Source organism: Erwinia phyllosphaerae, assembly GCF_019132875.1.
In the GTDB taxonomy this organism is placed as follows: Bacteria; Pseudomonadota; Gammaproteobacteria; order Enterobacterales; family Enterobacteriaceae; genus Erwinia; species Erwinia phyllosphaerae.
On sequence record NZ_JAHSPF010000004.1, the window covers coordinates 58,656 to 85,619 of the forward strand.

Annotated in this window: 26 protein-coding genes and 1 pseudogene; 11 read left to right on the forward strand and 16 right to left on the reverse strand. The window is 51.5% G+C overall.

Going from position 1 to position 26,964, the window contains the following annotated elements; genetic code table 11:
- Positions 1-149: 149 nt before the first annotated feature.
- Together KUE00_RS08610 and KUE00_RS08615 are read right to left on the reverse strand one after the other, a co-directional pair.
- Positions 150-377 (reverse strand): helix-turn-helix domain-containing protein, encoded by a 228-nt coding sequence (locus KUE00_RS08610; RefSeq protein WP_246759371.1) that lies wholly within the window; start codon positions 375-377, stop codon positions 150-152.
- A gap of 133 nt (positions 378-510) precedes the next feature.
- Positions 511-1,539 (reverse strand): LacI family DNA-binding transcriptional regulator, encoded by a 1,029-nt coding sequence (locus KUE00_RS08615; RefSeq protein ID WP_246759373.1) that lies wholly within the window; start codon positions 1,537-1,539, stop codon positions 511-513.
- Positions 1,540-1,946: 407 nt separating this feature from the next.
- Here KUE00_RS08615 and KUE00_RS08620 point away from each other — a divergent pair, with 407 nt between their 5' ends.
- The 4 genes from KUE00_RS08620 (at position 1,947) to KUE00_RS08635 (ending at position 6,993) form a co-directional block, all read left to right on the forward strand.
- A complete protein-coding gene (locus KUE00_RS08620) occupies positions 1,947-2,663 on the forward strand; it encodes a gluconate 2-dehydrogenase subunit 3 family protein (protein ID WP_246759374.1) in 717 nt (238 codons plus the stop codon).
- A 15-nt stretch (positions 2,664-2,678) separates the two neighbouring features.
- Complete coding sequence (locus KUE00_RS08625; RefSeq protein WP_246759375.1) at positions 2,679-4,451, forward strand: GMC family oxidoreductase; 1,773 nt, start codon at positions 2,679-2,681, stop codon at positions 4,449-4,451.
- Position 4,452: 1 nt separating this feature from the next.
- A complete protein-coding gene (locus KUE00_RS08630; protein ID WP_246759376.1) occupies positions 4,453-5,763 on the forward strand; it encodes a c-type cytochrome in 1,311 nt (436 codons plus the stop codon).
- A gap of 270 nt (positions 5,764-6,033) precedes the next feature.
- The gene (locus KUE00_RS08635; RefSeq protein ID WP_246759377.1) at positions 6,034-6,993 is read left to right on the forward strand and encodes an apurinic/apyrimidinic endonuclease family protein; all 960 of its coding nucleotides are present in this window, start codon (positions 6,034-6,036) and stop codon (positions 6,991-6,993) included.
- 64 nt (positions 6,994-7,057) lie between these two features.
- Here the strand turns inward: KUE00_RS08635 and KUE00_RS08640 are convergent, their stop codons facing one another.
- Positions 7,058-7,843, reverse strand: a complete 786-nt coding sequence (locus KUE00_RS08640) for an OBAP family protein (protein WP_246759378.1) — start codon at positions 7,841-7,843, stop codon at positions 7,058-7,060.
- A gap of 199 nt (positions 7,844-8,042) precedes the next feature.
- On the opposite strand from KUE00_RS08640, the gene KUE00_RS08645 reads away from it, so the two are divergent.
- Positions 8,043-8,393, forward strand: a complete 351-nt coding sequence (locus KUE00_RS08645; protein ID WP_246759735.1) for a cupin domain-containing protein — start codon at positions 8,043-8,045, stop codon at positions 8,391-8,393.
- 2 nt (positions 8,394-8,395) lie between these two features.
- A complete protein-coding gene (locus KUE00_RS08650) occupies positions 8,396-9,418 on the forward strand; it encodes an LLM class flavin-dependent oxidoreductase (protein ID WP_246759379.1) in 1,023 nt (340 codons plus the stop codon).
- A gap of 200 nt (positions 9,419-9,618) precedes the next feature.
- Here KUE00_RS08650 and KUE00_RS08655 read toward each other — a convergent pair whose 3' ends face one another.
- Positions 9,619-10,914 carry a glycoside hydrolase family 10-like protein gene (locus KUE00_RS08655; protein ID WP_246759380.1) on the reverse strand — a complete coding sequence of 432 codons (1,296 nt, stop codon included), beginning with the start codon at positions 10,912-10,914 and terminating at the stop codon, positions 9,619-9,621.
- Positions 10,915-11,760: 846 nt separating this feature from the next.
- Between KUE00_RS08655 and KUE00_RS08660 the strand changes: the two genes are divergently transcribed.
- Positions 11,761-12,690, forward strand: coding sequence for an ABC transporter substrate-binding protein (locus KUE00_RS08660; protein WP_246759736.1), 930 nt, complete (start codon positions 11,761-11,763; stop codon positions 12,688-12,690).
- Here KUE00_RS08660 and KUE00_RS08665 read toward each other — a convergent pair.
- The 9 genes from KUE00_RS08665 to KUE00_RS08705 form a co-directional block, all read right to left on the reverse strand.
- Positions 12,687-13,673 (reverse strand): LysR family transcriptional regulator, encoded by a 987-nt coding sequence (locus KUE00_RS08665; protein ID WP_246759381.1) that lies wholly within the window; start codon positions 13,671-13,673, stop codon positions 12,687-12,689. The two genes, KUE00_RS08660 and KUE00_RS08665, sit on opposite strands and share 4 nt — an antisense overlap.
- Before the next feature lie 291 nt (positions 13,674-13,964).
- Complete coding sequence (locus tag KUE00_RS08670; RefSeq protein WP_246759383.1) at positions 13,965-14,324, reverse strand: DUF6404 family protein; 360 nt, start codon at positions 14,322-14,324, stop codon at positions 13,965-13,967.
- 218 nt (positions 14,325-14,542) lie between these two features.
- Entirely contained in the window at positions 14,543-15,178 is a 636-nt protein-coding gene (locus KUE00_RS08675) for a DUF1109 domain-containing protein (RefSeq protein ID WP_246759385.1), read from the reverse strand.
- Positions 15,165-15,713, reverse strand: coding sequence for a sigma-70 family RNA polymerase sigma factor (locus tag KUE00_RS08680; protein ID WP_246759386.1), 549 nt, complete (start codon positions 15,711-15,713; stop codon positions 15,165-15,167). Before KUE00_RS08680 ends, KUE00_RS08675 begins: the two co-directional genes overlap by 14 nt.
- 40 nt (positions 15,714-15,753) lie before the next feature.
- Positions 15,754-16,986 carry a protein-disulfide reductase DsbD family protein gene (locus tag KUE00_RS08685; RefSeq protein ID WP_246759388.1) on the reverse strand — a complete coding sequence of 411 codons (1,233 nt, stop codon included), beginning with the start codon at positions 16,984-16,986 and terminating at the stop codon, positions 15,754-15,756.
- An 80-nt stretch (positions 16,987-17,066) separates the two neighbouring features.
- The gene (locus tag KUE00_RS08690; RefSeq protein WP_246759389.1) at positions 17,067-17,630 is read right to left on the reverse strand and encodes a peroxiredoxin; all 564 of its coding nucleotides are present in this window, start codon (positions 17,628-17,630) and stop codon (positions 17,067-17,069) included.
- Positions 17,631-17,785: 155 nt separating this feature from the next.
- A complete protein-coding gene (locus KUE00_RS08695) occupies positions 17,786-18,766 on the reverse strand; it encodes an Rpn family recombination-promoting nuclease/putative transposase (protein WP_246759390.1) in 981 nt (326 codons plus the stop codon).
- Between the two features lie 115 nt (positions 18,767-18,881).
- Positions 18,882-20,969 (reverse strand): TonB-dependent receptor, encoded by a 2,088-nt coding sequence (locus KUE00_RS08700; RefSeq protein WP_343215882.1) that lies wholly within the window; start codon positions 20,967-20,969, stop codon positions 18,882-18,884.
- A gap of 105 nt (positions 20,970-21,074) precedes the next feature.
- Positions 21,075-21,638 carry an aminotransferase class I/II-fold pyridoxal phosphate-dependent enzyme gene (locus tag KUE00_RS08705; RefSeq protein WP_246759391.1) on the reverse strand — a complete coding sequence of 188 codons (564 nt, stop codon included), beginning with the start codon at positions 21,636-21,638 and terminating at the stop codon, positions 21,075-21,077.
- On the opposite strand from KUE00_RS08705, the pseudogene KUE00_RS08710 reads away from it, so the two are divergent.
- Positions 21,540-22,079 (forward strand): annotated as a pseudogene (locus KUE00_RS08710) (DMT family transporter); the annotation flags it as partial. The gene KUE00_RS08705 and the pseudogene KUE00_RS08710 sit on opposite strands and share 99 nt — an antisense overlap.
- A 36-nt stretch (positions 22,080-22,115) precedes the next feature.
- Positions 22,116-23,009 (forward strand): dihydrodipicolinate synthase family protein, encoded by an 894-nt coding sequence (locus KUE00_RS08715; protein WP_246759392.1) that lies wholly within the window; start codon positions 22,116-22,118, stop codon positions 23,007-23,009.
- Positions 23,010-23,088: 79 nt separating this feature from the next.
- Here the strand turns inward: KUE00_RS08715 and KUE00_RS08720 are convergent, their stop codons facing one another.
- Positions 23,089-24,243: an amidohydrolase gene (locus KUE00_RS08720; RefSeq protein WP_246759393.1), complete on the reverse strand. Its 1,155-nt coding sequence runs from the start codon at positions 24,241-24,243 to the stop codon at positions 23,089-23,091.
- 131 nt (positions 24,244-24,374) lie between these two features.
- On the opposite strand from KUE00_RS08720, the gene KUE00_RS21845 reads away from it, so the two are divergent.
- The gene (locus KUE00_RS21845) at positions 24,375-24,500 is read left to right on the forward strand and encodes a hypothetical protein (RefSeq protein WP_281434550.1); all 126 of its coding nucleotides are present in this window, start codon (positions 24,375-24,377) and stop codon (positions 24,498-24,500) included.
- Positions 24,501-24,578: 78 nt separating this feature from the next.
- Here KUE00_RS21845 and KUE00_RS08725 read toward each other — a convergent pair whose 3' ends face one another.
- Positions 24,579-24,896 carry a YdgH/BhsA/McbA family protein gene (locus tag KUE00_RS08725; RefSeq protein WP_246759395.1) on the reverse strand — a complete coding sequence of 106 codons (318 nt, stop codon included), beginning with the start codon at positions 24,894-24,896 and terminating at the stop codon, positions 24,579-24,581.
- A gap of 380 nt (positions 24,897-25,276) precedes the next feature.
- Here KUE00_RS08725 and KUE00_RS08730 point away from each other — a divergent pair, with 380 nt between their 5' ends.
- Positions 25,277-25,540, forward strand: coding sequence for a hypothetical protein (locus tag KUE00_RS08730; protein ID WP_246759396.1), 264 nt, complete (start codon positions 25,277-25,279; stop codon positions 25,538-25,540).
- A 5-nt stretch (positions 25,541-25,545) separates the two neighbouring features.
- Here the strand turns inward: KUE00_RS08730 and KUE00_RS08735 are convergent, their stop codons facing one another.
- Positions 25,546-26,763 (reverse strand): acyl-CoA dehydrogenase family protein, encoded by a 1,218-nt coding sequence (locus KUE00_RS08735; RefSeq protein WP_246759397.1) that lies wholly within the window; start codon positions 26,761-26,763, stop codon positions 25,546-25,548.
- Positions 26,764-26,964 lie beyond the last annotated feature (201 nt).

Below are 26,964 nucleotides of genomic sequence, written 5' to 3' on the forward strand. Positions count from 1 at the left end.
GAAAGACGTAGCCTGAATCGATTAATCAGGCTGCTGACTGAAAAGTATAGATAAAGTTTGGCGTTACGCAGGGAAGGAGAAGAATGCGTTAAAGAATGACAGGCCGTAAAGGAGCAAAAATAAGAATTTCCGCAGAACAAAGCTGGCCGTTAAAACACCACAGGCGGACGAGAAACTAACATTTCAATCGGGACATCCAGCGCATTAGCCAGATTATTTAGCGTCAGCAGGCTGATATTCCGTTTACCGTTTTCAATATCGCTGAGGTAGGTTCGATCAATGCCGCTGCGTTCGCTGAGAGCAACCTGGCTCAGCTGTTTACGTTTACGATAGAGGCGAACGCGTTCGCCAACGCTGATGAGCAGACCGTCTTGCAAGGGCGTTCCTCCAGTTTTTACGGTCAGATTATTCCCGAATTTATATAATAACCGGCTGATTTAAAAGCTCTGTTACTTTTTTAAGACTATTCCTGGTAAGGGCGGGCTTTTTATATTGTTACAACAGTTTATTTTACATTGCAGAAAATGTACCCATATTTTCAGCGGTAATAATTTTAAAAGCGACGTTACCATCCTGATAAAGGTCGGGCTGATAACCCACTTCAAGATGACGAAGTAATAAATCCAGCGCCAGTCTTGCATGCGCGGGCGCATTCTGATCAAGGGTATAAGAAACCATATCGGCCTGAAGCATCTGCCGGGTGACGGAATAAAGTTCGTGCGTAATAACCGTGCTGCGTAAATTATGACGTTGTAGCAAAGCTTTAATTTCGCTATTGCCGACCCCCGTATTATAAATACCCACCACGTTTTGCGTTTTACGCAATGCCTGTTCAAACAAAACGCGAATAACTTCGCGCCGATCGTGGCCGGAAAGCACTTCTTTCAACTGAATTTGCGGCGCGCGTTGCGCCATAGCCTGGCGAAAGCCTTCAATACGCTGGCGATGGGCGCGATAATCAATACGGCCGCTAAGCATAATGACTTCTCCGGCGTCGTGCAGCGATTTACTCATCAGCAAACCTGCGGTTCTGCCTGCTTGATACTGATCGATACCAACATGACAAAGGCGCTGCGCCTGCGGAATATCGGTTGCTAACGTGATTACCGGTACGCCTTTGGCACGGCAGCAGGCCAGCGCATCGTGGATCGCCGGATAATCGTGCCCAAAAACAATCAGGCCGTCGCGGTTTTCACAGGCGTCCATCATACGCTGCGCCAGCCTTTCAGGCTGTGATTCTGCGATATAGGTACGGTGTAGCGTCAGGCGCTGATAGCCCAGCTGGCTTGCTACCGTAGAGAAATCGCTGGCCAGCGTATCGAAGAAAAAAGAGGGATTGCCGCTGAGAAAGACCTCAATTTGCCAGGGCTGGCGATACTCTTCCGGTAATAGCCGCTTCAGGCCAGCCTCACGCGCAGCTTGTAAAACTTTGCGCGTGGTAGCAGGCGATACGCCGCCACGATCGTTGAGTACCCGATCGACGGTGGCAACGCCAACGCCCGCCAGCTCGGCCAGCATCTGTAATGTTAACTTCTTCATCGTCCACCCATCAGCGGTTCCTGTCCGCACGCTGCGGAAGGCGGCATAGTATGCGCAGCCTGACGCTTCTGGCAAGCTGGAAAAAACCGGAAGCGGACTCCGTTTATTGTCACTAACGCACCGGACGGAATGCAGGCAGGGCGCGGTTCTTTGCGCTATTACGGTGAAGAAAACGACGCTTTGCTGAAAAATAAGACGCTCATCTTAATATGATGTAAAACCATCAACGCAATCCTTTTCTGGGCTGCTGCAAAAAATTATCCTGCCGCCGATGTTAATTATTTATTAAATACATTCTTGTCGTGTAAACAAAAAGCCTCTGATTTGATAATTACATTAAGCAATTATCAAAAAAAATTATTCTAAAAACGATATCGCAATGTGATCAACTTATCCGCAGGGAATTTATGAAAAGAAGAGAGTTCCTTACCTCAGTGGTTGCGCTGGGTGTAGCCTCATCTATACCTCGCGCGCAGGCCGAGGTGATTAGCGGCGGCCAACCGTGGCAGCCGGGCAAAGTTCACACTCCGCCAACCCCGCCAAAACAGGGGGGCCTGCAATACTTTACTCCGCACGAGTTCGCTACCGTGGGCGCTATTGCTGAACGCTTTATTCCTGCAGACGAAAGCAGCCTGAGCGGAAAGGATGCGGGCTGCGCTACCTTTATCGACAGGCAGCTGGCCGGTGATTACGGTCGTGCCGCCGCGCTTTATCGGCTTGGGCGCTTTGTCAAAGGAACGCCGGAACAGGGGACGCAGTCACCGCTGACGCCTGCGGAACGTTATCGTCAGGGGCTTGCTGCTCTGGATAGCGCAACGCAAAAGCAGTACGGCAAAAACTTTATCGATCTTGCGCCGGATATGCAGGAAACCGTTCTGCACGCGATGGAAGCGGACAAGTTCGATATGGGAAAAGAGGTGGATACTAAAGTCTTTTTTGAACTGCTGCTGCAAAACGTTCGGGAAGGTTTTCTTTCCGATCCGATTTACGGCGGAAATAAAGAGATGACCAGCTGGAAGATGATCGGCTTTCCCGGCGCGCGCTATGATTTCCGCGACATGCTGAGCAAGAAAGGCAAGAAGCTGAATATTATTCCCACCAGCCTGATTGATAACACCCTCTGAATTAAGAGTTAATAAATGAATAATGTACGTCCAAAAGCTGATGTTGTTATCGTCGGCCTGGGCTGGTGCGGCTCTTTGATCGCTGAAGAGCTGACCCGCGCCGGATTAAATGTGGTAGCCATTGAGCGCGGCCCGTGGTTTGAAACCGCGACCGATTTCCCGCCTTCTGTAGATACAGATGAACTGCGCTGGGATACTCGTCGCAGCATGCTACTGCCGCCTGCCGTAGAAACCACTACTTTCCGTAATAATCGTACTCAGCAAGCGCTACCGACCCGCGACTGGAACCTGAACGAGCTGGGTTACAACGTTGGCGGCTCCGGTACGCACTGGGCAGGTATGGCATGGCGCTTTACGCCATGGGACTTTCAGCCCTATAGCCAGACCGTCGAGCGCTACGGTAAACAACAGATTGCCGAAGGGTTAATCCTGCAGGACTGGGGCGTCACCTATGACGAGCTGGAACCTTTCTACGATCGCTTTGAAAAAATCGCCGGCGTTTCCGGAAAAGCGGGCAAGCTGAACGGCGAGATCGTGCCGGACGGTAACCCGTTTGAAGGCAACCGCAGCAGTGATTACCCGCTGCCGCCGCTGGAAAGCATGCGCCTGACGGATATTTTCCGCGACGCGGCTAAATCCCTCGGCCAGCATCCTTTTATGGTACCGGCCGGGCAGGCTTCCCGCGCCTACGTCAATCCGCTTGGCGTGCGGATGGGGCCCTGTACCTATTGTGGCTACTGCCTTTATTACGGCTGCGGCAACTTTTCCAAATCCAGCCCGAACGCCTGCGTCATCCCGGCGCTGATGCAGCGTGAAAACTTTACCGTGCTGACCGATTCTGCGGTCGTGCGCGTCAATAAAGCGGAAGATGGCAAAACGGTAACGGGCGTAACCTATATCGATCGTAATAAAAAAGAGTGGGAGCAGCCAGCCGGTATTGTGGTGCTGTCCGCTTTCCAGATGCAGAACGTGCGCCTGCTGCTGCTTTCTAAAATCGGCAAGCCTTACGATCCGGTGAGCAAAACCGGCGTGGTAGGACGTGCCTACAGTTTCCAGACCGTTTCTGGTGCAAGTCTGTTTTTTGAAAATGAGTATCTGAATCAGTATATCGGTGCCGGTGCGCTTTCTCAGCAGGTTGACGATTTCAACGGCGACAACTTTGACCATAGCGGTATGGGCTTTATCGGCGGCGCGGGCATTCTGGTAGTAGCACGCGGGGCTCGTCCGATCGGTAACGCCGACGTGCTGCCGCCAGGTACGCCGCGCTGGGGCAAAGAGTGGAAAAAAGCCTATACGCATGCTTTCCAGAACGGCACCTTCATTTTTGGCCAGGGAACCAGTTTTTCTCATGAAGATTACTACCTGGACCTGGATCCGGAATACGTTGATGACAACGGTAATCCGCTGCTGCGCGTGACCTTCGATTACAACGAGAACGACCGCCGTTCCGCGAAGTTTATCGAAGAGAAAAGCGTGGAGCTGGGTAAAGCGATGGGCGCCAAAACGGTGATCGGCACCAATTCCGCCTCCGGCAACTATTCGCCGTATAACTTCGCCAGCGACCATACCATCGGCGGCGCGGTCATGGGCACCGATCCGAAAACCAGCGTACTGAATCGCTACCAGCAGAGCTGGGACATGCACAATCTGTTTGTGCTGGGTGCTTCCTCGTTCCCGAACAACGCGGGCTACAACCCGACGGGCACCATAGGCGCGCTAAGCCTGTGGACGGCAAAAGCGATTATTGAACAGTATTTGAAAAATCCAGGCCCGCTGGTAAAGGTGTGAGATGAAAAAGACAACAATGCTGGGCGGCGTGGCGTTTATCGCCGCTGCCGTGGCGGCCGGCCTGCTGTGGCAGAACGGGGACGCCAGTGCGGATGATGTGGCAGATAACCAGACGTTGACCAGCCAGCCGCCGGGCGCGGCCGATGCTGACGCAGTGGCGCGTGGGAAGTATATCGCTATTGCCGGTGACTGTGTTGCCTGCCATACCGCACCGGAAAGTAAAGATGCGTTTGCCGGAGGCTACGCAATCAGTACGCCTTTTGGCGGCATTTTCGCCAGTAACATTACGCCGGATAAGGAAACGGGGATCGGCAACTGGACCGAGCGTGATTTCTATCGCGCCGTGCGCCACGGGAAGGGCAAAGAGGGCGAGAATCTTTATCCTGCTATGCCTTATAACGCCTATGTAAAGGTCAGCGACCGGGACATGCACGATCTGTGGATGTATATGCGTTCTGTTAAGCCGGTTCACTATGCGGTGCCGGAAACCGATCTGGGCTTTCCATATAATATTCGTCTGGCAATGATGGGCTGGAACCTGCTGTTTTATAAGAACAGCGGCTTTAAGCCTGATGCGGGCCGTTCGGCACAGTGGAATCGCGGCGCTTATCTGGTCGAAGGACTGGAACACTGCGGTGCCTGCCATACGCCGAAAAACCTGCTTGGCGGCGACCGTGATGCCTGGCTACAGGGCAGTAACCTGTCAGAGTGGCATGCGCCGGATATTACGTCCAACAGGTATACCGGCATTGGCGGCTGGAGTGTCGATCAGATTACCGATTACCTTAAGCTGGGCAGCAACCATGTCGCTGTCGCTTCCGGGCCCATGGCAGAGGCGGTAACCAATTCGACGCAGCATTTGACGAGGGAAGATCTGCAGGCGATAGCGGTTTACCTGAAGTCGCAGCCAGATTCAGGGACGCAAAAACCTCAGCCGCTGGCGGCTGACGATGCGCAAATGAAGATGGGCGCGAACGTCTACTCTGCCAACTGTGCGGCATGTCATAACAGCGATGGAAAAGGTATTCCGAATCTGGCCGCCAGCCTTGCCGGAAACCCTGGGTTGCAGGCGGAAGATGCCTCTTCAATCATTTCTACCATCCTGCAGGGCGGGCGTGGCGCGGTGACCGAGGGCAACCCGACCAGCGGCGCGATGCCGGCGTTTGCGTGGAAGCTGTCGGACGAGCAGGTAGCAGCCGCGGCGACATATCTGCGTAACAGCTGGGGCAATGCGGCATCGGTTGTGAAACCGGAAGCCGTGGCTGGAAAACGGAAAGTATTAAATATGCCAGCGCAGATGCCAGCGCATTGAGGGCGACGTTGAAAGTTACTGTGGGCCTGGCGTAAGGCATCAAGGGCAGCTCGAAACAGGGAGACGTTGTAAAATCATTCCTGACGGCTCGGTGAAGCAATCATGCGCCAAACGGTCCGCCTGTTCGAGCAGCCCTTGCTATTACTAAGCAGCTGATAAAGACGCCGGAGGCGGTGAAGGCTGGCGAAAAACCGCGCGTCCGGCGGGCTTCGGCCCGCAAATTCTCCGTGAGTTGTTACACTCAATACTGGTGTATCAACAGGAGAAATCATGAAACTGGGCTTTGCTTGTAAATTTTTTAACGCTGATGCTAAACAGCCTTTTCCATTCAGAGCCACCACGCGCACCCGATTTTTGAGCCTGAATAAAGAAGAGCGGCTCAGGCTTATCAGCGAGATTTCGCATAATAATTTAAACCATCTTTATCTGACGCTGGAAGCGCTGCAGCAGCAGCCGGAGGCGTTGAGAATGATGCGTCTGGGGAGCGATCTGCTGCCTTTATATACGGTCCCGGAAGCCGGGGAACTGTATGAAGCGTTTTTGCCGGATCTGTATCCGCTGTTTAAAAAGTGTGGCGACTTTGCCAGGAATAATGCTATCAGACTCTCTTTCCATCCCGGCCAATATTCCGTGCTGGCGTCCGATAATCCGCTGGTGGTGGAGCGCGCTATTGAAGATGTGGAATACCACGCCTTGTGCGCCAGCCTGATGGGGTACGGTAAGCATTTTCAGGATTTCAAAATCAATATCCATATGAATGGCAAAGGGGGCTTTGAAGGTTTTAAAGCCGCTTTCCAGCAGCTTAGCCCGCAGGCTAAAAATATGCTGACGGTGGAAAACGATGAAATTTCCTGTTCGCTGGATGATGTTTTACAGGCAAAAGATCTCTGTCCGATAGTGCTGGATATTCATCACCATTGGGTAAAAGAGAATGAGTTTATCAAGCCGGACGATCCGCGCATTGCGCAAATCATCGCTTCCTGGCGCGGCGTTCGCCCGGTATTACACTATTCCGTCTCGCAGGAAGGTATTATTCCTGAGACGGGATTTCCCGATCAACATGAATTAAGCGTAGCGCGGACTAAACTGCGCGCGCATTCTGATTACTATTTTAACGACACGCTGAACGACTGGGCTTTGTCTTTTCGCGATTTCGATATTATGTGTGAAGTAAAAATGAAAAACCTGGCCAGAGATAAACTTTATCAGCATGCCGGGAAGAAACTTTAATGGCGGGTGGATCTCTTTAATAATCCTCAGCGCTGGCCACTATTTCTAATGGCCAGCATATCATTCAGAGCTTGCCGCTGCGGGTCTGTTCCGAAGTGGTAAAACGCGTCTCTCCGTGTGCAATATCGCCCCCGCCTTTAACGCTTTTTAACTGTACTGTGTCACCTTTTTCCCAGGCATTGGCACCGGCGGCCACCGGATGCGCAATAATATCTTTGCGCGATTCCCGAATTTTTTTGCTATCCACATCAAAGCGCTTATCGCGATCGGTTAGCAAACGCGGATCCATCTGCCCATCGGCGGTAAAGCCCATCATCAGCGCCGGAATGCCGAGCGGCAGCGTTTTGTCGCGATCCGTATGCCATGTATGCCAGGTTTTGCCGTAGGTATTAACGATACGCTTCATCAGCGCTTTCTCCGCAACCGGCGGCAGGCCGGGCGCTATCAGCGTGCCTGATTTCACCTCATACTGATGACTGTGCCAGTACTTTTTCTCTTCCGGCGGCAGCGTCTTAAACAGCCTTTCGCTGATGATATATTCAACGCCCATAAGTTTTGCATCACGGGTATTGCCATCATAAATAACCGCCTGCATCACATCATCGTTTAAAATAGTCACGTAGTGGTGCGCTTCCATCTGGCCATTATGATCGCCATTGTAAAAGTGAAAACCATCCAGATAAGCATTAATGGCGTCAATGGGCGGCCGGGATTGTAGCGCTGCCGCGCCGGTATCCAGCAATTGCTTTTGCGGAGAGGTGGGTGCGCCAGGCGCGGTAACTTTGGAAGGGGAATTATGTGCGCCGCAGCCGCACAGCAGCAGCGCCAGCAGAGGTAAAGTTCCTTTCATCATGACTCCAGGTTGTCTGAAATTGTGTCGTACTGATACAAAATAGTAACAACAGCCTGGCAGCTGACGATGAATTCGTCATGGAAGAAGGCGTAATCTCGTCAACTTACTGCGACAGAACCTATACTGTTTTGCAGTCTTATATAAAGGAGGTAACGTGTCGGAACACAATAAATCCAGGCAAGAGATTGAATCTTCAATGCTGCTGCAAACCAGCGAGGCCTGGAACGGGACGCCCTACGAGGCGTATCCCGAAGGAAAGCCGCAGCTGACGGTAATGAAAATGACCATACCGCCACATTCTTTCTTGCCGTGGCACTCGCATCCGATGCCTAATATCGCTTATCTTCTTTCTGGCGAGCTGACCGTTGAGGATCGAGAAACGGGCAGGAAGCACCTCGTCAGCGCTGGCGAAGCGCTAAACGAATCCACAGGCGATATCCATCGCGGCTACACCACAGAGCAGGCGGCGGAGATGGTTATCTTTTATGCGGGTGCGGAAGGTATGCCGCTTTCTGAACCGCTGCCGGGCGAACCCTCGGAGTTTTAATAATGAAAAAAATTGGTTTTCTCTCTTTCGGACACTGGACGCCTTCCGCCCAGTCAGCCACGCGTTCGGCGGCAGACGCGCTGCTGCAATCAATCGAACTGGCCGTTGCGGCGGAAGAACTGGGCGCGGATGGCGCTTATTTTCGCATACACCACTTTGCCCGCCAGCTTAGCGCGCCTTTCCCGCTATTAGCGGCGGTCGCTGCTCGCACCAGCAAAATTGAAATCGGCACTGGCGTGATCGATATGCGCTATGAGAACCCGCTTTATATGGCGGAAGAGGCGAGCGTAGCCGACCTGATTAGCGGTGGGCGACTGCAGTTAGGCATCAGTCGAGGTTCACCTGAGCAGGTGATTGAGGGCTGGCGCTATTTTGGCTATAACCCGCAAGAAGGCGAGAGCGACGCGGACATGGGCCGCCGGCATACCGAAGCGTTGCTGGAAGTGCTGCGTGGTGAAGGTTTTGCAAAGCCGAATCCGCAGCCAATGTTTCCTAACCCGCCGGGTTTATTAAGGCCAGAGCCTTTTTCTCAGGGATTGCGCGAGCGTATCTGGTGGGGATCGGGTTCTGACGCCACGGCCGTTTGGGCGGCGAAGCTGGGGATGAATCTGCAAAGCTCCACGCTGAAAGATGATGAAACCGGCGAGCCTTTCCATATTCAGCAGGCAAAGCAGATCCGCGCTTATCGTGCGGCCTGGCAAGAGGCAGGGCATCAGCATCAGCCGCGGGTTTCGGTCAGCCGCAGCATTTTTGCTCTGGTTAACGAGCAGGATCGCGCATGGTTTGGCGGTAGCGGGCAGGGTGGCGATCAGATTGGTTATCTGGACGAAAAGACGCGCGCGATTTTTGGGCGCAGCTATGCGGCGGAACCGTCCAGGCTGATTGAGCAGCTGGCAAAAGATGAAGCCATCGCCGAAGCAGATACGCTGCTGTTGACCATACCTAACCAGCTTGGCGTGGATTACTGCGCGCATGTTCTGGAAGCAATTCTGAAGCACGTCGCACCAGAACTGGGCTGGCGCTAGTCGACTCACGCTATAAAACAGGAAACCGCAGAGGCTTTCGGTTTCCTGTTTCTATAACTAATAATAGTTACAACATGCAATAAGTTAAACTAACATTCTGACTTTTGGCAACGGTTACTTTATGGTCCAGCAGGAAAATTCTGGTGACCTCTGACCGAAAGGGAAGGGGAGACAGGCCCGGTTAAGGGCCTGAAAGGGAACTATTTTTTCGGGCGCCAGCGGTTCTGAAGATAGTGTACTGCTTCGGCCGTTTGCGGCTGGTTCAGAAAGCCCTGGCGAAAAAGAATGGTGCCTTTCACTTCTGGCAAGGCATCGTTAATGTCCAGTTGCCTCTGCAGTTCAGGTACGCCACCTGCAATCGTCCAGTCCGGTTCAGCGGCTGAAGGCATACCAATCTTATACAGGGCGACACCGATATATAATTTGGTATCGGTATTTTTCACCACATCTGCCCACCAGTGGGCCAGCACGTCATAGCGAACAATTTTCCTGGCGACCGGCCAGTAAAGCTGGGGGGCGATATAATCCAGCAGCCCCAGCTTTACCCACTGACGTGTATCGGCGTAAGACGCATCATAAGCTGTGCCACCTCGGGTAGCAGAGCCAAGCGGATCCTCACCCTTATTACGCCAGACGCCTGCCGGGCTGATACCAAATTCAATATCCGGTTTTAATTTTTTAATTGCGGCAGAAATTTGTTTGACCAGTAACAGCGTGTTATTTCTTCGCCAGCGGGCCTTGTCGGCGAATCCGCTGCCATATTGTCGCCAGGTAGCGTTATCTTTTAGCGGGGAGTCGGGCGTTTCGTAATAGAAATAATCATCAAACTGCACGCCATCAATATCGTAATTATTCACCAGCTCGGTGACAACGTTCGTAATCCAGTCACGTACTTCAGGCAATCCCGGGTCGAGAACAAAGCGATCGCTGGCCGTGCGTATCCAGTCAGGATGTAGCACAAATACGCTGGCTGGCGATGAGGAAAGGGTAGCGTGCAGCGCCCTGACTGTTTCTGGCTTTGTATTCATCGAAACCCGGTAAGGATTAAGCCATGCATGTACCTTAATTCCACGGCGGTGCGCCTCCTGCAGCACAAAAGCTAAAGGATCATAACCGGGATCTGCGCCGATAACGCCCGTCAGCATATCTGACCAGGGCAAAATAGCGGAGTGCCACAACGCCGTGCCATCCGGCTTCACCTGAAAGAACAGGGTGTTAATTCCGCTCTCCTTCAGCTCATCCAGTGCCTTTATCAAAGATTCCTTTTGTAGACGGATTCGCTCGATTTCTGATGATGCCTGAAGAGAGGCCTGCGGCGGCCAGTCGAGTCTGGATACCGTAGCCAGCCAGATCCCTCGCATGGGTTCCGTAACTATGGGTTCTGTTATCGGTTTCTTTACTACCGGCACCAGCTGATGCCTTATCTCGGGCTCCTGCTTATGTGAACAGCTGGCCAGACCCAGCGAGCAAATTACTGCCAGTAACCAACCGTTCATTGTTCTTCCTGACCGCATCCACAGCTCCTTTAATTAAAATCCTTGTTCACTAAACGGTATTTTTCTACCAGCGCGGCATAGTGTAATACAACAAACCTTTAGTCTCGCAACAAGGATTGTTCGCCAACCGTTTAATCAAAAATTGCGTGCTAAATGGCATAACAAAACCCTTACGTATCGATGCCTGTCAACGCTGGCATGGTCACTATTTTCTTCCAGCTCCTTGCTACGCCCATTTTTTCGCTTCGCTTACTCGACCCGCGCGCCTTTCTGACAAAATCTACCATAAAATTAGTGCGTTTCAGCGCAACGGTAAGTACGCATCGGCAGATTTATACTTTTTTATACACAGGTAATCCCCATTTTCTGTGGATAAGATGGTTGGGCGTCAGGTTGTGATGGTCAAAATAACGACCATGCTTTTGGTAAGCTAGCTTACTTGTTAACTAATTGATTATAAATATAAATAATTGGTTAAAGCGTAAGTGTCAGGGTTTGTTAGCAAGGTTGATGACGCCATATGGACAAAACAGCTGAGGCCTCTCTTATTGTTGGGCATTCTTCCAAAAAACGGCTCTTTGGGCAATTAATTGGCTAAAAAAAGAGGAATAAAGAGTAAGCGTTTCCGTCCGGTAAAACGTTATTTAGATATGGTAAGCAGTTATCAGCATAATTAATCCGCTTAACATTGCTTAAAATAATAAGATAATGTTTGTACGGGATTTTGTATGTGGTTTGTAAAAGAAGCTGTCCAGGCAGGCTTAGCTCGTAATTTACTTTTAATTCAGCATGCCGGATGAAATGGCGCGCGTAGAGTTGAATCATTATTCAGGGGAATAGATTGTGATGAGAGCGGTATTGGTGCTGTTGGCGGCAAGTTGGGTGGTGCAGGCGGATGATAGTGTAGTGTTAAAAATCGCCGATCAAAAAGGCAATATGCATGCCCAGCTGGAGGCTGCAGGGCTACTGAATAATTTACCTTACCGTATTGAGTGGACCGAATTTCCTGCCGCCGCGCCGCTGGCGGAAGCGCTCAATGCGGGTGCCGTCGATGCGGGTATTATAGGTGATGCACCGCTACTGTTTTCAATCGCAGCGGGTTCCCGGGTAAAAGCCATTGCCGTAGATAAATCCGATCCGGTTGGTACCGCGATAGTAGTGAATAAAGACTCTCCGTTAAAAACCGCTGGCGATTTAAAAGGCAAAAGTATTGGCACCGGTCGCGGTTCAATTGGGCATTTTATTGCTTTGAAGGCGCTGGAGCAGGCAGGGGTTAAAGCGGATCGGGTTCATTTTCGCTATTTAACGCCCGGCGATGCGAAAATTGCTTTAGCAAGTGGCGCAATCGATGCCTGGGCAACCTGGGATCCTTATACCGCGCTGGCGGAAACTTCCGGCACGGGGCGCGTGCTGATAAATGGACGAGGGCTGATATCGGGCAACAGCTTTCTGGCCGCTACCGATAGCGCGCTTGGCGACGATAAAAAACGGCAAGCCCTGCAGGATTATGTTAATCGACTGGCTCGAGCAGAGCGGCAGGCCTATGCCAGTCCCGATGCTTATTCCCTGGTACTGGCAAAGATTATCGGTTTCCCTCAGCAGGCGGTCAAACTTGCCTTTGGCCGCAGAAAATCGCACTGGCAGGCCATCGATCGGGAAACGATAGCCCAGCAGCAGGCTACGGCCGATTTTTATCACCAGCAGGGTCTAATCGCCAGCCCTTTGCAGGTTGAACCTACCTTTTATCGTGGCGTAGCAATTAAACCGGCTGATTAAAAAGAGCCGGAAAAAACGGGGAAAGGCAGCGTTTTACTGCAAAGCTGCTGTAAATGTCTTTCCCCTGTATCTGTTTCTTCACGCAGCAGCTCGATTAATTCGCTTAGTCCCTGCGGCATTGTCCGGTTTTTGGGATAGTACAAATGCAGGGCAGGTTCAACCGGCGACCAGTCGGAAAGAACGGTACGCAAGCTCCCTTCCGCCAGATGCTGAGAAACCTGTTGTTCAAGACACCATGCGATGCCCGTTCCGGCAAGAGCCAGCGCTATCGCCAGCGTCGCGTCATTGACGCAGATCTGTCCCGGTACATCAATAATCCGGCGCTCGCCGTCTTTGCTGAAGTGCCATTTACGAATAATGCCCTGGCCCGTACGTAGCCGAATACAGGCGTGGGTTCTCAAATCTTCTGGTTGTTCAGGCTGCGAGTGGTAATAAAGATAGCGGGGCGAAGCGACTGCAACTCTTCTCCATGCTTTCTCCAGCTTTATCGCCACCATATTTCCCGGCATGTTACTGCCAGAACGAATATCTGCGTCAAAGCCTTCCGTTACGCTATCGGTCATGTGGTCGCTGACGCTAATGTCGACCTCCATTTCAGGATACCGCCGTAAAAATTCAGGTAAATGACGCGCAATAATCAGGCTTGCGCCATCCCTTTGTACGTTAAGACGCAGGCGGCCGGCAGGGCGAACGCGTAAGTGGTTAACGTTATCCAGCGCTTCACTGATTTCTCTGAAACCAATATTTAGCCGCAAGGCCAGGCTTGCTCCCGCTTCCGTCGGTGAAACGGTGCGGCTGGTCCTGTTCAATAGCCTGACGCCAAGGCGCGTTTCAAGATTACGTATGGCATGGCTAAGGGCAGAAGTGGTAATGCCAAGCTCTACGGCCGCTTTAGTAAAGCTGCGCTGACGCTCAACCGCGCGAAAGGCATTTAAATCAGCCAGATCGCTACGGGAAAGGTGGGCTGCGGAATGAGTTGTCACGACGAATACTCATAGTTGAGTAAAATTCAATGTTCTCTAAAACTCTCTGCTATGTCAACAGGTTAAAAAACTTGTCGTAATAAAATGATATTGCTACGCACGGTATCCCGAAGGCTCTGCTGCCCATGGAATTACCGTAACGGAGTGTTTTAAGGAGGAGGAGGATACTCAATTTCAGGGTTGTGCTATATGTTGGTAAATGGCCGCAGGCGCGGCCATTTCAGGGAGTTGTTGAGTGCTATACCGTGCTTACGGCAAAAATGTCCGCAATCAACTTTATACGCGGTTATATTACAGCTGCTCCCATTCCGGAAGGTCGTTGGCTTTTTTCCGCCAGCGCTGGAAAGCGGCCATCGCGATGCCAAAAACAAAACCGGCAATCCCTGCTGTTACCAGAGCGTAAATAGCGCTTTCACCCTGGGATTTCCAGAAAATAAACCACATTACCGCGCCCCAGAATGGCGTATAGATAGCGGCAAAGCTGAAAAAGTTCGTCCAGAAATGAGAAAAAGGCGGCGGTGGAACGTGGATGCCCATTTTCCATAAGAACACATGGCACGGCGGGGCGTAATTGCTGCGCCACATGCCTTTTCCCGCCATGATCTCTATCGCGCGGTTTTTTTTACGTTCAAAAATTGGGTCCTTAGTCATTTGGGCATCCCCCTCTTTTTTCCTGTAGCGTAATTATAACGGAAGGGAAGGAAAAATTATTTTTTTCGGATTTATTTGGAAATTTAATGAAACAGGCGTGCTTATTTTACCGTCAGAAAAATCCTGTGAATGATTCATGCAGGTAAAAGCAGAGACAGCCATCGGTAACAAGCGAACCGGCAAGCGCATCGTGCCGCTCGCCTTTTTATAAAGGTTGTTTAAAGCCGAATCCAGCGGCGCCCTGTCAGTATGGTAACCACAATCAGGGTTACGCCCGCCGCCAGGTGCATGGCAAAATCGAGCAGATGAAGATGTGTGTCGTGGCATAACGAAAGCAGCATAGAAGACATAAAGGCTATGCCACATCCTGCCAGCGCCAAACTTTTTGCAGGCCAGAGTGAACGCGAGCGCCGCAGGCCGATAAGAGAAATCACCACCATCGGTAAGCCAGCGGAAAGCATAAACAGGTAGCAGTGAATGCCTTCGCCGAACTGATGCGAACCCGCAGGCGAGCTGGTAAATGACATATTATTCAGGTTGAGTATCAGCCAGGCCAGCGACAGCCATAAAGACCATTTCAGGCTGGCAGGCTGGCGACCCGCTATGCTTAAAGTAAACGCAGCGGCAATAGCACCGCTGCCAATAATAAAAGCCAGCAGGAGCGTAACCAGCGCGGACAAGGCGCCCGGCTGGGACCAGTCGGTGAACCGGCCATGGAGAGCCCAACTGCTTAGCATGCCGCTCGGCAGCACGGCCGCCACCCACGCAATAACGCGCCAGGTCGTTGGCCAGAGACGCTTTACCGGCTGCGCGGATGCGCTGAGCCGGTCTATAAACTGGTCATGATTTCTCATGATTACCGCTTCCATATTTACGAAGGTTAAGCATCGCACGATGCAAAAGGGATTTAACGGCGGCAACGGACAGGTTAGTTTCCGCTGCCGCCTGCGCCAGACTTTGCTCGCGCAGGTGAACTGTTTCCACAATCTCGCGCTGGCGCGCCGGTAAACTTTCCAGGTAACCTGTTATTTCAGCCTGGCTATCTGAATCGTCGTTTCTGGCAGGATGCAAATTCAGCGCAAAGTCGTCCTGAACTTCCTGGTTTCGACCGCGCTGCCGTAAAGCATCAATTGCCCTGGCAGAAGTAATGGCTGCTACCCACGGCAGCATCGGACGCTGGGGATCGTAGGTATGCCGCACGCGATGAATTGCCAGTAGCGTCTCCTGCACGACGTCATCGATCAGCGCTTCATCACTGATTTTTTTACGCGCAAAAGCCCGAATGGCTGGCACCATCGCTTTCAGAAGCTGGTTATAAGCTTGTCGATCGCCAGCCTGCGCACGGGCCATCAGCGCGGGCCAGCGTTCGTTTGCTTCAGCGCCGGTCATTATCTGTGTAAAGCATGGCAAAGAGAGTCACGTTGTCTGTTCACGTTTTTTTTCCGGTTGCGCGATCGAGCGCGGCAATAACGATTTGTGGTGTTAAAACCTGCGGCAGCACCGTTGGCTTGCCGCCGTTAGCCGGGTAAACCACATATAACGGCAGGCCACCACGGCCGAAATCGCTCAGTGCCTGCTCGACATCAGGATTATATTTGGTGGAATCCGCTACCATATAAATGGTGTTGGTACGCGCCATCGCCGCCTTAACCGCCTGTGTTGACAGTGAAGTACGATCGTTAACCTGACAGGTAATGCACCACGATGCGGTAAAATTCACCAAAATCGGTTTACCCTGGCCTTTAATGGCATCCACGTTTTGCGGTGTCCAGGCGACCGCCGCCGCGGCCGTTACAGCTTCTGCTGTTTCCGATGAACCGGAGGTAGCTTTAAGGTTTGCCAGCGGTACCAGTACCGGCAGCAGAAAAGCTATGGTAGCAACATGTAAAGCCAGATGGCGTTTGCCCATCATACGGCGTTTTTGCGCCATGCCATACAGCCATGCGGAAAAACTTAACAGCAGGCAGCAGGCCAGAATGGCCGCCAGCGCAGCTGAACCTGCCTGACGCTCCAGCACCCAAATCAGCCAGCCAACGGCACCGAGCATCGGGAACGCCAGACCATGTTTCAGCGTGTTCATCCAGGCCCCGGGCGCAGGCAGCACGCGTGCCAGAATCGGGAAAAAAGCAATCAGGGTAAAAGGTGCCGCAAACCCTAACGCCAGGGAAATAAAGATTACCAGGCTGATGGCAGGCGGTTGGGTAAGCGCATAACCGATGGCGCTGGCCATAAATGGCGCGCTGCACGGCGTGGCAACGATGATGGCTAAAGCGCCAGTCAACGCAGAACCGACCAGGCCGTCTCGTTGACTGCCCACGCCGCCGATTCGCTGGGCAAAAAGGCCAAATTCGAAGAGGCCCAGCAGATTCAGTGCCGACGCGAGCATCACCAGGATCAGCAAAGCAATAACCAACGGCGACTGTAGCTGGAACCCCCAGCCGACCGACGTGCCGCCAGCTCGGGCAAGCAGCAGCGCGCCTGCCAGCACAACCATTGTTACCACTACCCCAAACAGAAACGCCAGGCCTTCAGCGCGGGCATGGGCAGTTTTATCATGATGGCGGATCAGACTCAGCGCCTTAAGTGAAATAACCGGAAATACACACGGCATCAGGTTAAGAATGATACCGCCCAGAAAAGCGGCAGCAATAGCAGTCAACATAATAAACCTGCCTGATTAAAAAGATTGCGGGAAATGCCGACCGGCGAGGCGGTCAGCATTATAAGCCTGACGGATTCAAATCAAGCCGGATTGGCCTGGCGATATTTTTTTACCGCGTCCATTGCTTTTTGAATGTGGGCATCCGGATTTTTATCGGTATAGCTAAGAAGAATTTTGCCGTCTGGCGCAATTACATAGGAGGTGCGGTCAGAATAAGTTTTCCCTTTCATTTGCAGCGTGTTTTTATATTCGGCAGCGACTTTGGCACCCGGATCGGCCGCGACGGTAAACTTATCGCGACATTCAAGCTGCGAGAATTTAGCAATCTGATCGGTATTGCCGGCCGTTACGCCGATCACGGTCGCGCCTTGTTTTTTAAATTCATCGGTAGCTTCGGCAAAATCGTGTGCTTCCAGCGTACAGCCTGCGCTAAATGCCGCCGGGAAGAAATAAAGTACTACCGGACCTTTCTGTAACGCCTGCTGTAGTGAAAAAGTGGTCGCTTTTCCGGCCAGCGCGGCTGAAAGCTGGAAGTCGGGCGCTTTTTCGCCGATCTGAAGCGCAGCGAAGGCGCTGGTGGCGGGCAGACTGAGAGCCAGAAGAGTTGCAGCAGCCAAAGTTTTCAGATTTTTTTTCATACGCATTCATTTCTCCATTAGGCGACGAGTACAGTAATTTTATTCGTTCAATGAGAAGTTCGCCGAATGCGTGGCAAAAGTTTCGGTCCCGTAAAAAAATAATTTGGGTTTTTATTGCGATTTCTTTTTTGCCCCCGGTTTCCCGGAGGCAGGCGGGGCAATTAATGGTGAATCTGTGCCAGCTCTTCTTCCGTCAGGCGGGTAGCTTCCAGCACGGTTTCGCGTGAGATACCCATTTTTAACAGGCTACGAGCCACGTCCAGACGACCTTCGACATGGCCTTTGACCAGCCCTTGTTCGATGCCTTGCTCGATGCCTTTTTCCATCCCTTGCTGAATACCTTTTGCTAAGCCTGTTTCCATCCCTCTACGCTCAAGCTGTTGTGCAATAGTCATCAGTTCCTCCTTATGCTTTGGCACCTGCTGTGCCAGTCTGTTGACAAAGGCGTATGCATTTGGGGTTTCTCCCATAAGCACCAGATATTCTAACAATGAAAGCATTTGCTGTCTCGTTAACTGCCCGGCGTTTAATATTATCGCAAGCCTGTCCACAAATTTGGTCATATCGCGCTGGTAAATATGTTTTTGTAACAGCGTCAGTGCCGCCATACTGCGATGATGCATAATCTCATCATCGGGAATAACGGAGACGTCTACCAGAAGGAAAGGCCCTGCGTAAAGCTCTTCGGCCAGAGCCGGATTGACGAAGCTATCCAGCCAGCAGGTAGAATAGGGGTACGGACTTCGCTTACCGGCATAAAACAGAATTGGAATGACCAGCGGTAGCTTTTTATATCCGGCGTCTATATGGCGCTGCATTGACGCTATCGCATAACGCAACAGTCGAAAAGCCATATGTTCATCCGGCGAGGACTGATGTTCAATCAGCACGTGAATAAAGCCGTCTCCCTCCGACGTTTTCAGGCTGTAAAGCACGTCGCTGTAATAGGGCCGCAAACTTTCTTCAACAAAACTGCCCGACTCCAGTTTAAGCGTGGTGAGATCGCAAATAGCCTGTAGCTTTGGCGGCAGGTGTATCTGCAAAAAGTCGCGGGCAGTTTCCGGGTGCGTCAAAAATTGTTTAAACACAGAATCGTGCGGCGTGACGATCTGACTTCCGTGATGAGTTCCCTCTGTTTCCATACGTATTTTCCTTGCCATCCAGGCAATAATTAAGGACAGAGGGATTTTATGGAAAAATCAGGCTGAAAAGTTTTAAAAGCTTCACAAAATAGGTAAAAACCTATGATGACTCATATCAGAATGTGTAATTCAGCGACAGCCAGTAATTCCGCCCGGGCGTTATATATCCTGTGGTAGACGCAAGCGTCTGAAAATAATCGCCAGCGTAAATCGAACTACTACCCGCGCGGTACAGCGATACTTTAGAAAAGTCTTTGTCCAGTACATTATTAATGGTGCCGTTAAGCGTCAGCTGTGACGTGAGTTTCAACGATGCGCCCATGTTAACGACCGTCCATGCTTTGAGATAAGTGCCGCGCTCGTCCGCCACAACTTTTTCAATTGCGCTCAAATTATTATAGCTGGTGATATACCTTGGGGTTTTACCATGGTATTCCACTGCCATCCAGCTACTCAAATCTGGCGTCATGTTCCAGTTCAGGCGAGCATTAGCCATTTGACGCGCAGTGTTAGTTAATGGCGCTCCCGGGTTATCGCCGCCGCGCTGTTTGCTATCGGTATAGGTGTAATTCAGATTAAGGGCGACATTGGCCGCCAGCGGCAGTGAAGTCGCCAGCTCAATCCCCTGCGTAATCGCTTTACCAACATTGCGATAAGAATTTGTTGAATCATCAATTGCCTCTGATTCAATCGCATTACGGTAATCATTGATAAAACCAGTAACGTTCGCCTTAACGCCGTCACGATTATCATAGTAGAGACCTGTTTCATAATTGACGCTCGTTTCCGGTTTAAGGTCTGAATTACCAATAGTGGTAACCAAACCGTTGCCTGCAACGCCGCTGACGCCGTTATGTAACTGGCTGAGCGAAGGCGTTTTATAGCCGGTACTCACGCCGCCTTTCATCGTCCAGCCGTCGTTAATACTCCATACCAGGTAAGCGCGTGGGCTGATATGACCGCTGAAGCTATCATGTTTTTCATAACGCGCCCCCCAGGTTAACGATAGCGGATCCAGCAGCTGCCAGTCGTCCTCGGCAAATAGCGCCCAGGTTTGCTGCTGAAAGGTTTCACCGCTGTTGGCCAGAACGACGCCGTCTTTTAACCGCGCGTCCCAGTATTGTCCGCCAACCTGCAACAGATGATCTTCGTTCAGCGGCGTGACCAGACTGGTATCCAGAATCGTATTCGTATTTTTTAATATACGATCTTTACCGCTCAGGTTCTGATTAGCGCTTGATAGAGTACGAGGCGTCAGAATCCGGCCTTTATTTTCCGTTTCTGCCCATGACAGGCTGGAGCTCCAGCGACCAAAAGTTAAATCGGTATCATGACCTATAACTACTTTGTTGCGCTGATAGCGAAGTTCATTGCGATAGCCACCACCGCTGGTGCCAACTGGCCCAAGCTGGCCATTTCTGTTGTCATAGGTTTGACGAGAAACTTCACCGTCAATCCATAACGTATTTTGTTCGCTGGTTTGGTAGTTAAGACGACCGCCAAGAGTGTAATTCTCCGTTCTGGTCGGATAGGGTATGCGCGTATTGCTGCCGCTATCGCTAAGACTGGTAACGCTGGAACCCTGCGTATGCTGAATATTGCCACGCAAAGCCAGACTCAGCTTTTTATCGATTAACGGTCCGCTGGTATTAAAGCCAAGCGTAGAGCTATCGCCCCATTTGCTGTGTTCCTGCACGGAATGAGAGAGATTCAAACCGCCGTGCCAGGCGTTCGTATTTTTTCTGGTAATGATATTAATTACGCCGCCCATCGCATCTGAGCCATAAAGCGTAGACATGGGGCCGCGAATAACTTCTATATGGTCAATAGCCGATAGCGGCGGCATCATGGCCGTATTCAACGTATCAAATCCGTTTGGCGTGGCGTCTGCACTGGCATTCTGGCGCACGCCGTCAATCAGAATTAGCGTATAGCTACCTGGCATACCGCGAATACTGATATCCAGCCCGCCGGTTTTACCGGTTCCGCCACGCACGTCAACACCTTCTACACCGCTTAATGCCTGACCCAGGTCAGTATAATTTTTCTCCTGCAGCTCTTTGTCATTAATGACGGAAACGGAAGCAGGCGCATGAGTAAGCTTTTGTTCATAGCCGCTGGCTGTTACCACCATGTCATCCTGGGCGAAAGCAGAAGCGGTAAAGGTTGAAAGAAGCGCCAGGGTGATTGCGTTGATATTCACTATTATTTTCCGTTTTAAAGTTATCGTTGTTAACGGATGGTAACAATAGACAACGCTATCTAAACCGCATCTAAACGATAATAAATATTATTATTATTTCTATTATCAATAAAGATCCCGTTCGTATTCAATAATTTCCCTGATTTTTATCAGCGCGAGCCGCAGCTTCTCCGTACTCACCGAGCCCAGCGCAAGCCGTATTGCATGAGGGACATTTTGCGTAGTGCAAAACGGTTCAGCCGTAGAGACCGAGATGCCTTCCTCTGCCAGTTTACGGACGATATTTTCGGCTCTTATTTCGTCTGGTAAAGGAAGCCAGAGGAACCAGGCTCCGGGATGGCTTATAAACTTGAGCGGGCTTAATAGCTCTCGTGCTACAGCCTGACGCCGGCGCGCCTCCCGACGTTTAAGTCCTTCCAGCCTTTTAACTGTGCCATCCTGTAGCCAGCCGCATACAATTGACGTCATTACAGAAGGTGTATTCCAGGTAGTTGCCCTGATCGCACGCTCCAGTGATTGCCGGAAGGGCGCTGGGGAGACAACCGCACCAACCCTGAGACCCGTCGCAATATTTTTGGCGTAATAAGAGGAGGTGAAAGGCTGCCTGTGGCATTCTGGATTTTTTCCTGTACAGGTAGCCTGTTGGTCGTCGAATTTGCGCTGACGCAAAATGTGTCGTTATCTTTTACGGGAGATATATTGATGCTGACAGCCGTAGCGGTCTGCGGCCTTGGTTATGCAGAAGGCGCCAGGCTGTCGCGGGAACTGGGCGGATGGCCGGTAATCGGCTGGGCGTTGGTTGGTTCGCTGCCTCTTATGCTGATTGCCTCTTTCATTACCTTACCGCCAGCATTGAATAATGTCGGTCTTCCCGCCTGGATAGCGCTCGGCTACGTTTCACTTTTCAGCATGCTGATTGGCTTTATTTTCTGGTACAAAGCACTGGCGAAAGGCGGGGTCGCGACCGTTAGCCAGTTGCAGCTATTACAGCCGTTTTCAGGCCTGGCACTTTCTGCGCTGTTTTTGCACGAAGCCGTCAGTTCGTTAACGGTAGCAACCACGTTTGGCGTCATTTTGTGCGTGGCAGGCTCACGCAAATTTGCCCGTTAAATTCACCTGTTACGCTGTTCTACTAAAGGAATAATCATGTTTAAAGGTCTTAGCGCTTTTCCTCTTACACCCATGATAAATGGAGAAGTTGATGAAAAATCGTTTATTACACTCCTTGACCGCCTGGTCGATGCAGGTGTTGATTCCATTGGCGCGCTGGGTTCAACGGGAAGCTACGCTTATCTGACGCGTCAACAGCGTTACCGCACAACGCAACTGGTGGTACAGACCACCGCAGGCATTCCGGTGATGACCAGCATTGGCGCAGTACGGAGCGAAGAGGTGCTAAAGCTGGCAGAGGATGCTCAGAAGGCTGGCGTCAGCGCGGTTCTTCTCGCACCGGTCTCTTACCAGCGGTTAAATAGCGAAGAAGTTTACGATCTCTATGAGCGTATAATGCGCGAGCTGTCGGTGCCTCTCTGTATTTATGACAATGCCATCACCACTGGCTTTCAATTTACCGACGAGCTGCTAATCGCCTTATCCCATCTTCCGGGCACGGGGGCAATCAAACTCGGCGCTCTCTCGCCGGTTCCTTCCGAAGCCGCAGCAAGAATCACAAAACTGAAAGATAACCTGCCTGAAGGCGTAAGCCTGGGAATCAGCGGCGATACCCAGGCGCTGCATGGATTGCTTGCTGGCTGTGAAGGCTGGTATTCCGTGCTCGGTGGGCTTTTCCCACATTTTTCTCTGGCGCTGGCAAAAACGGCCCTGTCGGGGGATAAAGAAGCAACGCTTGAGCATGATGCTGCCCTTAGTCCGCTATGGGATTTCTTCCGTCGTCACGGTAGCCTCAGAACGATCGCCACCATGGCAGAGCTTATGGGCACCATCTCTTCGCCTTCACTGCCGTTTCCCCTGCGGACGATAAGCGGAGAAGAAAGAAAGCAGGTAGAGCGGATGATAAGCGATCTTAACTGGATCGATTGACGGCCTGCGTTGGGGGGCACCTGTACAGATAATGGCGCGGATTTCTCTGCGCCATTTGCAAGCTTTATCAGATCGTTTTTTATGCCGCAGATGCCAGCTTCGTACTCGCTGCCAGCGCCAGGTTTGCCAGATAGAGAGCCGCAGGTAACAGCGCCTCATCGTCAACGCGAAACTGGGGATGGTGTAAAGGCCACGGGCCGCCAGAGCCGACCATGACAAAAGCGCCGGGAACCTGCTGTTGGTAAAAGGCAAAATCTTCCCCGATTGGGCTGGCCTCTACCGTTCGCGCTTCCAGTCCGCTGGCGCTGGCCTGCTCAAGAGCAAAAGCGGCCCAGCGTTCATCGTTACATACGGAAGGTGGCCCGGCCTGCCAGTCGAGCGTCACAGAGGCGTTAAAAGAGATGGCCAGGCCGTCCAGTAACTGGCGCAGTCGTTTTTCCAGAAGATCCCGGCTTGCCGCATTAAAGGTACGCACGGTGCCTTCCAGCCAGGCTTCCTCGGGAATGACGTTCCAGGTTGTGCCGCTATGAACCTGAGTTATGGATACCACCGCGTTTTGATCGGAAGGCAGATTACGCGCAATAAGCGTTTGCAGTGAGGCGATAAGCTGTCCGGCAATGATAATAGGATCGTTACCTTCATGAGGACGCGCGGCGTGAGTGCCGGTGCCTTTAATACGAATAGCAAAGCGATCGACGCCTGCCGTTAACGCGCCTGCTTTACTGCCGACTACGCCAACGGGTAAACCCGGGTCGTTATGCAGACCGAATATGACGCTGGCATTCTGTAACGCGCCGCTTGCCAGTACCGCTGGCGCGCCGTTGCCATTTTCTTCGGCAGGCTGAAACAGAATACGTACTCGTCCTGCCAGTTCTGCGCGCTGCCGCTGAAGAAAAATTGCCGCACCCAACGCGGCCGATGCATGAAAATCATGGCCGCAGGCGTGCATGACGCCTGGATTTTGCGAACTAAACGCCACGCCGGACTGTTCTTCAATAGGAAGGGCATCGATATCGGCGCGCAGCACCACCAGTGGACCGGGTTTACCGCCGGTAATTTCCGCGACCAGGCCAGTAGCCAACTGTAGATCCAGGATGGCAATATCTTCTCGCGCCAGCTGTTCACGAAGATAAGCCGTAGTGGCAAATTCCTGATTAGAAAGTTCAGGAAAACGGTGCAGATGGTGACGAACTTCACGCAGATAGGCCGTTAGTTGTGGAATATGTTTAGTCATAGTTTTGATCCTGAGACAGGCTTTGATAATAAGGATGCTATCAGGATTAATGAAAGAGCTATATCTGCATTCCAGTAATCCTTGTGCGAAAAAGGTAATTAAAAAAGTAACTTAGAGGATTGTCAGCCACAATGGCGAGGGATCTGCTTTTTGTATGGCTGAAGGGGGCAAAGCAACAACAGCTTTATGCAGATAAAATCGTTTTTCCTGAAGCTTTGTTAGAGGTAAAGGTGCCGCTGCGTTTGGCAACGGCATAGAAAATCAAAATTCCTTGCTGGCGCGCCTTCAAAAATGGGCAATGCCTGGGTAATTAAAGGTGACAATGTTCGGAATGATTAAAGCGGCCAGTCATCATAAGCCAGACTGTCATTGATATTATAAAGTGTGGCGGTGGCAGCGAGTACTGACTGCTCATCGTTGCCTGGCTTATGGGATTCCACGTTAGTGATGTGGTAGCCGACGGCACCTGCGGCTAGTGCCTTTTGAACCAGTGCATCGTGCAGCTCTTCGAGCGAAGTCGCCCAGCTGACAGACATAATACCGACAGGCTGGATTGAGGCTTTTTCACGATGAGACAGCCCGGAACGAACCAGTACCGGCTCGATCGACTTAGGTGAAAATATAGATAAAACATCCTGAACCAGTGCTTTCATCGTTTCACTCCTCATAAACAGAAACCGTCCCGGCTGCCGCAGCTGGCCGGTTCGCTTGTTGATAATTATCATCAGTTGTTAAATAAAAGTAACAACCACGAGGTAATAAAATACCTTTTTGCGCCCGGGCTTTTAGCTTTTACTGCTAATTCGGCCCGAAGAAAACTTCAGTCACATTTGAAAGGCGAGAAGGGAAAAATATCGCATTTGATTACATTTGTAGAAGTTTTGATATTTCTATACGGCTGAAGATGTTGCCTGATAGGGTGTTTACATTTATTTTACATTAATGATATATAAGAAATGCCCGTGGACTGGTCGGTTTTTCACAGGTTTTTACTCTGGTTATCGCTGGCCCGATCGCTGACTGCTGCTATCTGATGCAGAGTCAAACTTATCCTTTGCATACCTGGTTGATCGGCCCAGCATCAAAGGGCATAGCCTCGGTCATAAAAATAATCTTAAGGAAAAGCAGTGACTATTTTTTCCCGCTTCTCTATTTAATCATGGGCTGGTTTATCGGCAAAACGACGCAGGATATTAAGACGAGCCGTTCGGCGCGTACAATTTCCTGCGGTACCTGTATCAGCATTATTGCTATTGCTCTGTATGCCTTTGCGATTATGGCGAGCCGCTTAATTTGAAAATGCTATGGCTGTTTTAGCGCGCTGGTGGGCAACCCATCCGGAGCGAGGGAAGATGATGCAGTTATGGAATACTTTAATTCATTGTCGTAATGTGCGGCCAACGCCTTTTTTCCGGCACCCGTGAAAACAGCGTCATCCTGCGGCGTATGAATGCGGCCGCACAATACATTGCGTAAGTGTCGTTCGAGCGGGTTAGCTCGCGTTAACGCGTGGTTACCAATATGCTTCACCATTAGCTCAACGCTGCGAATAGCATTGTTCGTTACAACCTGCTTTAACTTTGGGGCGTCTTCTGCGGAAATCAGGCCAGCTTGCGCTCCATCCAGCATTGTCTGGCTGGTGAACAGCAGCGTCTCGATCTGGCCGACCAGTTCCTGAAAGCGCGGCAAGGTCGCCAGCGGTTGTCCCAGGTTTGCAGGCGTACGCTGTTGTAAAAAGGTAATTAACCAGCGCTGGGCCGCACGTGCAATAGCATCGTAGAGCGCCGCAAGAAGCACGTTTGTCCACAAAATATCTTCATCATCGGGCGTCGGGCGTGGCTCACTCCACGGGCTTACCTTGACGGCATTTTCCCGAGGGACCCAGACATCCTCCAGCACTACGCGATGGCTACAGGTGGCGCGCATACCAAGATGATCCCATTCCTCAACAATGCGGATGCCGGGGGCGGAAGCGGGTACCAGATAGCTACCCACCAGCGGATCGGCATCGTCGCTGCGCGCCCAGACCAGAAACCAGCTCAGGCCAACGCTGCCGGTAGAGTAAATTTTTTCGCCGCTGATGCGCCAGCCGTCAACTTCTCTACGCGCTATGGTTTTTGGCAGGCCGCCGCGTGCTGGCGTACCAAGCTCTGGCTCCACGCGTAAAGCATTAATCAGCGCGCCATCCTCCCGCACGCTTCGTGCGACACGCTCATAAACGGCGGTAGGCCAGCCAGAATTCTTATCAAGACGGCGTGAGTTAAGATACTGCATGACCAGAATCAGCGCGGTGGACGGCTCGCTTTGCGCGATAGCGCTGATAATAGCGCGGCATTCTGCCAGACTGCTTCCAAAGCCGCTGGCGGCAACGGGCAGGGCGCGGCTTAACAAACCGTGCTGATGCAACAGAGCAAAATTGCGCCAGGGAAATTTGCCCAGCCGGTCGACCTCTGCCGCATTTTCCGCCAGCGCCTGACTAACAGCAGGCAAAAGCTCATCCAGAAATAGCGTAAGCGCCATATTCTTTCTCCAGTTAATGCGCGATAACTACGCGCCAGCACGTTTTTGACTGCCATGATTTTTCATTGTTGGCCCTCTAATGTAAAAGCAATAAAGCAGATATCTTCAGACGAAATCGGCATAGTTTACCGACCGGTTACCGTGTTAATTACTATTACTCAGCTTTCGCCTCATTCCTTATTTTTTTAAAAAGAATATTTA

What these genes read in the sequence shown, in the direction of transcription:
- KUE00_RS08655 (WP_246759380.1), bottom strand. Translation starts at nt 10,914, where the DNA reads ATGAACGGTTGGTTACTGGCAGTAATTTGCTCGCTGGGTCTGGCCAGC.
- KUE00_RS08690 (WP_246759389.1), bottom strand. Translation starts at nt 17,630, where the DNA reads ATGCGTATGAAAAAAAATCTGAAAACTTTGGCTGCTGCAACTCTTCTG.
- KUE00_RS08660 (WP_246759736.1), top strand. Translation starts at nt 11,761, where the DNA reads ATGAGAGCGGTATTGGTGCTGTTGGCGGCAAGTTGGGTGGTGCAGGCG.
- KUE00_RS08680 (WP_246759386.1), bottom strand. Translation starts at nt 15,713, where the DNA reads ATGACCGGCGCTGAAGCAAACGAACGCTGGCCCGCGCTGATGGCCCGT.
- KUE00_RS21845 (WP_281434550.1), top strand. Translation starts at nt 24,375, where the DNA reads ATGGCGAGGGATCTGCTTTTTGTATGGCTGAAGGGGGCAAAGCAACAA.
- KUE00_RS08715 (WP_246759392.1), top strand. Translation starts at nt 22,116, where the DNA reads ATGTTTAAAGGTCTTAGCGCTTTTCCTCTTACACCCATGATAAATGGA.
- KUE00_RS08630 (WP_246759376.1), top strand. Translation starts at nt 4,453, where the DNA reads ATGAAAAAGACAACAATGCTGGGCGGCGTGGCGTTTATCGCCGCTGCC.
- KUE00_RS08725 (WP_246759395.1), bottom strand. Translation starts at nt 24,896, where the DNA reads ATGAAAGCACTGGTTCAGGATGTTTTATCTATATTTTCACCTAAGTCG.
- KUE00_RS08670 (WP_246759383.1), bottom strand. Translation starts at nt 14,324, where the DNA reads ATGACTAAGGACCCAATTTTTGAACGTAAAAAAAACCGCGCGATAGAG.
- KUE00_RS08620 (WP_246759374.1), top strand. Translation starts at nt 1,947, where the DNA reads ATGAAAAGAAGAGAGTTCCTTACCTCAGTGGTTGCGCTGGGTGTAGCC.
- KUE00_RS08645 (WP_246759735.1), top strand. Translation starts at nt 8,043, where the DNA reads ATGCTGCTGCAAACCAGCGAGGCCTGGAACGGGACGCCCTACGAGGCG.
- KUE00_RS08720 (WP_246759393.1), bottom strand. Translation starts at nt 24,243, where the DNA reads ATGACTAAACATATTCCACAACTAACGGCCTATCTGCGTGAAGTTCGT.
- KUE00_RS08650 (WP_246759379.1), top strand. Translation starts at nt 8,396, where the DNA reads ATGAAAAAAATTGGTTTTCTCTCTTTCGGACACTGGACGCCTTCCGCC.
- KUE00_RS08735 (WP_246759397.1), bottom strand. Translation starts at nt 26,763, where the DNA reads ATGGCGCTTACGCTATTTCTGGATGAGCTTTTGCCTGCTGTTAGTCAG.
- KUE00_RS08675 (WP_246759385.1), bottom strand. Translation starts at nt 15,178, where the DNA reads ATGAGAAATCATGACCAGTTTATAGACCGGCTCAGCGCATCCGCGCAG.
- KUE00_RS08640 (WP_246759378.1), bottom strand. Translation starts at nt 7,843, where the DNA reads ATGAAAGGAACTTTACCTCTGCTGGCGCTGCTGCTGTGCGGCTGCGGC.
- KUE00_RS08635 (WP_246759377.1), top strand. Translation starts at nt 6,034, where the DNA reads ATGAAACTGGGCTTTGCTTGTAAATTTTTTAACGCTGATGCTAAACAG.
- KUE00_RS08730 (WP_246759396.1), top strand. Translation starts at nt 25,277, where the DNA reads ATGCAGAGTCAAACTTATCCTTTGCATACCTGGTTGATCGGCCCAGCA.
- KUE00_RS08625 (WP_246759375.1), top strand. Translation starts at nt 2,679, where the DNA reads ATGAATAATGTACGTCCAAAAGCTGATGTTGTTATCGTCGGCCTGGGC.
- KUE00_RS08695 (WP_246759390.1), bottom strand. Translation starts at nt 18,766, where the DNA reads ATGGAAACAGAGGGAACTCATCACGGAAGTCAGATCGTCACGCCGCAC.
- KUE00_RS08685 (WP_246759388.1), bottom strand. Translation starts at nt 16,986, where the DNA reads ATGTTGACTGCTATTGCTGCCGCTTTTCTGGGCGGTATCATTCTTAAC.
- KUE00_RS08615 (WP_246759373.1), bottom strand. Translation starts at nt 1,539, where the DNA reads ATGAAGAAGTTAACATTACAGATGCTGGCCGAGCTGGCGGGCGTTGGC.